Origin of the sequence: Pseudomonas sp. NPDC098747 (genome assembly GCF_044760045.1) — a bacterium.
Taxonomy (GTDB): Bacteria; Pseudomonadota; Gammaproteobacteria; order Pseudomonadales; family Pseudomonadaceae; genus Aquipseudomonas.
This window is the reverse complement of sequence record NZ_JBIWAL010000001.1, coordinates 122,445-126,867: the sequence shown is the minus strand read 5'-3', so window position 1 is coordinate 126,867 and position 4,423 is coordinate 122,445. Positions and strand designations below refer to the sequence as shown.

The following is a 4,423-nucleotide window of genomic DNA, read 5'->3' as shown; positions in this document are numbered from 1 at the left end:
AATCATACCCCGACAACCAATAACTAAACGCTGAAACAAACTCAAAAAAAAAACTAATCAAAACCCAACAACACATAACCGCAGGCCTCCCTGGCCCAACTCTGGTTGTGGCTACATAACTCTGTCACGAGCAGGCTACCGCCCGGTTGCAGCAGGTCGGCCATGTGCTTGAGCGCTTCGGCCGGCGCGGCGAAATGGTGCAACACCATGTTCAGTACCACGCAATCGGCCTGAAGGCTGGTGCCATTCAATGCATCGGCCAATTGCAGGCTGACGTTAGCCAGCTGTTCACGAATACATACCTGACGCGCCAGTTCGAGCATCGCCGGGCTGTTGTCCAACGCGGTTACGCTGCTGAAGCGACGCGCCAGCTCCGGCAGGAAAGCACCATCGCCGGGGCCGACTTCAATGGCCGTGGCAGCACCATCGAAATTCAGTTTGTCGAGCAGGGCCACCACGCTTTCACGGTACTGCGGCAGACCTGCGATCAAATCTTGCTGGGCGCGAAACTTCTCCGCTACCCGGGCGAAAAAGTCCTGGCTGGCCGCAGCCCGTTGCCCGTGAACCTGAGTGATGCGCGCTTGAACGTCGTCAGGCAGCGCCAGGTTGTCGACTTCTTCTAACAATGCGGCGTGCAGCTTGCCACCGAGCAATTCAGTGTGGGGCAGGGCGCGGCGATAGAAAATCGCGTTGCCTTCGCGGCGGGTCGCCACCAGATCGGCTTGCGCCAACACTTTAAGGTGATGACTCATGCCGGACTGGCCGATGCCGAAAATCTGCGCCAGCTCCAGTACGCCAAACGAATCGTTGGCCAGCGCGCGCAATACATTCAGCCGCAGAGGATCGCCGCCGGCCTTGCACAGGGCCGCCAGCTCGTCGCAATCGTCATGGCGAATGGAAGGCACGCGTAAGTTCATAGGGCTGGCAGTCTAGTGACGGCCTCAAAACACCGCAAGGCCAATATCAAAAAGTTTTGATATTGCTCGATAGATGGCACTTCTCACAGGATGGTTAACTCTACAAACGGACAGCGGAAAGGTTTCACCAAGTGAATCCGCCGCTATCCATTGGAAAAACGCCTCTGGATGACTATCTGTCATTGCCCCGAGGCGCTCCGGTGAGGGAAAATGCCCTCCTTTTTTCCGTTTCAATCTATTCACACCCAGGAGATCAGCGATGCCTAGCCGTCGTGAGCGTGCCAACGCCATTCGTGCCCTCAGCATGGATGCCGTGCAAAAAGCCAACAGCGGCCATCCCGGTGCACCTATGGGTATGGCAGATATCGCCGATTTGCTTTGGCGCGACTACCTCAAGCACAACCCGAGCAATCCATCGTTCGCCGACCGTGACCGCTTCGTGCTGTCCAACGGCCATGGCTCGATGTTGATCTACTCCCTGCTGCACCTGACCGGTTACGACCTGTCCATCGAAGACCTCAAGCAGTTCCGTCAACTGCACAGCCGCACCCCGGGTCACCCGGAATTCGGTTACACCCCTGGCGTTGAGACCACCACTGGCCCGCTGGGTCAAGGCCTGGCCAACGCCGTGGGCTTCGCCCTGGCAGAAAAAGTCCTGGCGGCGCAGTTCAACCGTCCGAGCCACAACATCGTTGACCACCACACCTACGTTTTCCTGGGTGATGGCTGCATGATGGAAGGCATTTCCCATGAAGTCGCTTCCCTGGCCGGTACTTTGGGTCTGGGCAAGCTGATCGCCTTCTACGATGACAACGGCATCTCCATCGACGGCGAAGTTGAAGGCTGGTTCACCGATGACACGCCAAAGCGTTTCGAAGCCTACAACTGGCAGGTGATCCGCAACGTTGACGGTCACGACCCGGAAGAGATCAAGACTGCCATCGAAACCGCTCGCAAGAGCGCGCAGCCGACCCTGATCTGCTGCAAGACCACCATTGGTTTCGGTTCGCCAAACAAGCAAGGCAAAGAAGATTGCCACGGCGCCCCACTGGGCGACGCGGAAATCGCCTTGACCCGTCAGGCGCTGAACTGGAACCACGGTCCATTCGAAATCCCGGCCGACATCTATGCCGAGTGGGATGCCAAAGAATCCGGCCGCGCTGTAGAAGCCGAGTGGGATCAGCGTTTCGCTGCCTATTCCGCCGCGTTCCCGACCGAAGCCAACGAGCTGATCCGTCGTCTGAGCGGTGAACTGCCAGCAGACTTCTCCGAAAAAGCCTCGGCCTACATCGCTGAAGTCGCTGCCAAAGGCGAAACCATTGCCAGCCGTAAAGCCAGCCAGAACGCCCTGAACGCGTTCGGCCCGCTGCTGCCGGAATTGCTCGGCGGTTCGGCTGACCTGGCCGGTTCCAACCTGACCCTGTGGAAAGGTTGCAAGGGCGTCAGCGCTGAAGATGCCAGCGGCAACTACATGTATTACGGCGTGCGCGAATTCGGCATGACCGCGATCATGAACGGCGTGACCCTGCACGGTGGCCTGGTGCCTTACGGCGCGACCTTCCTGATGTTCATGGAATACGCCCGCAACGCCGTACGCATGTCGGCGCTGATGAAGAAGCGCGTGATCCACGTCTACACCCACGACTCCATCGGTCTGGGCGAAGACGGCCCGACGCACCAGCCGATCGAGCAACTGACCAGCCTGCGCACCACACCGAACCTCGACACCTGGCGTCCAGCCGATGCCGTTGAATCGGCCGTGGCCTGGAAAAACGCGCTGGAGCGCAAGGACGGCCCATCGGCGCTGATTTTCTCGCGTCAGAACCTGCAGCACCAAACCCGTGATGCTGGCCAGATCGACGACATCAGCCGCGGTGGCTACGTGCTGAAGGACTGCGCAGGCGAGCCTGAGCTGATCCTGATTGCGACCGGTTCGGAAGTCGGTCTGGCTGTTCAAGCCTTCGACAAACTGACCGAGCAGGGCCGCAAGGTGCGCGTGGTTTCCATGCCTTGCACCAGCGTGTTCGATGCTCAGGATGCTGGCTACAAGCAAGCCGTCCTGCCGTTGCAGGTCAGCGCGCGTATCGCGATCGAAGCGGCTCACGCCGACTTCTGGTTCAAGTACGTGGGTCTGGAAGGTCGCGTTATCGGCATGACCACTTACGGTGAATCGGCGCCTGCGCCAGCGCTGTTCGAGGAATTCGGTTTCACCCTGGAAAACATCCTCGGTCAGGCTGAAGAGCTGCTGGAAGACTAAGTCACAACGCGGTGATCTAACGGTCACCGCAATTCCCTGTGGGAGCTGGCTTGCCAGCGATAGCGTCCGTTCAGACAGCATTTATGTTGAGGCGGATGGCCCTATCGCTGGCAAGCCAGCTCCCACAAGGGATGCGTCGCAAATAAGCATTGTGTCTGCCCGCGTATTATCGAGAACCCCATGCCTCAACCGCGTCCTTACAAAGTTGCACTCAACGGCTATGGCCGGATTGGTCGTTGCGTCTTGCGTGCGTTGTTTGAGCGAGGCGAGAAAGCCGGGTTTGAAATTGTCGCGATCAACGATCTGGCCGACATGGCCAGCATCGAATACCTGACACGCTTCGACTCTACCCACGGCCGGTTCCCCGGCGAAGTGCGGGTCGAGGGCGATTGTCTGCATATTAATGGCGACTGCGTGAAGGTCCTGCGCAGTGCCACCCCCGAAGGCATCGATTGGGCGTCGCTGGGCGTCGATCTGGTGCTTGAATGCTCCGGCGCCTACAACACCCGTGAAGACGGCCAGCGTTTCCTCAATGCCGGCGCGCCGCGCGTGTTGTTCTCGCAGCCGATGGCCAGCGAGGCGGATGTCGACGCCACCATCGTTTACGGCGTCAATCAGGACTGCCTGACCGGCGACGAACTGCTGGTGTCCAACGCCTCCTGCACCACCAATTGCGGCGTGCCGCTGTTGCGTCTGCTCGATAAGGCGATCGGCCTTGATTACGTGTCGATCACCACCATTCACTCGGCAATGAACGATCAGCCAGTGATCGACGCCTATCACCACGAAGACCTGCGCCGCACCCGTTCGGCGTTCCAGTCGGTGATCCCGGTGTCCACTGGTCTGGCGCGCGGTATCGAGCGCCTGCTGCCGGAACTTGCCGGGCGAATTCAGGCCAAAGCCGTACGCGTGCCGACGGTCAATGTGTCCTGCCTCGATATCACGATGCAGACCGCCACGGCGACCGACGCAGGCGAAGTCAACCGGATCCTGCGTGAGGCCGCCACCAGCGGCCCGCTCAAGGGCCTTTTGGCCTACACCGAATTGCCTCACGCCAGTTGTGATTTCAACCATGACCCACATTCGGCCATCGTCGATGCCAGTCAGACCCGCGTTTCCGGCCCTCGGCTGGTGAACATCCTGGCCTGGTTCGACAACGAGTGGGGTTTTGCCAACCGAATGCTGGACGTTGCAGAACACTATCTGCAAACAGCAACTTCAAAAAAACAGTAGGAAGTGCGACCCATGA

Annotated in this window: 2 protein-coding genes and 1 pseudogene; 2 read left to right on the top strand and 1 reads right to left on the bottom strand. The window is 59.3% G+C overall.

Annotated elements, in window-relative coordinates; genetic code table 11:
* Positions 1–89: 89 nt before the first annotated feature.
* Positions 90–917: pseudogene (locus ACIQVE_RS00550) on the bottom strand (ArsR/SmtB family transcription factor); the annotation flags it as partial.
* Positions 918–1,176: 259 nt separating this feature from the next.
* Here ACIQVE_RS00550 and tkt point away from each other — a divergent pair.
* Positions 1,177–3,174, top strand: coding sequence for a transketolase (gene tkt, locus ACIQVE_RS00545; RefSeq protein WP_402803508.1), 1,998 nt, complete (start codon positions 1,177–1,179; stop codon positions 3,172–3,174).
* 180 nt (positions 3,175–3,354) lie between these two features.
* Positions 3,355–4,407 (top strand): erythrose-4-phosphate dehydrogenase, encoded by a 1,053-nt coding sequence (gene epd, locus ACIQVE_RS00540; RefSeq protein WP_402803505.1) that lies wholly within the window; start codon positions 3,355–3,357, stop codon positions 4,405–4,407.
* Positions 4,408–4,423: the final 16 nt, after the last annotated feature.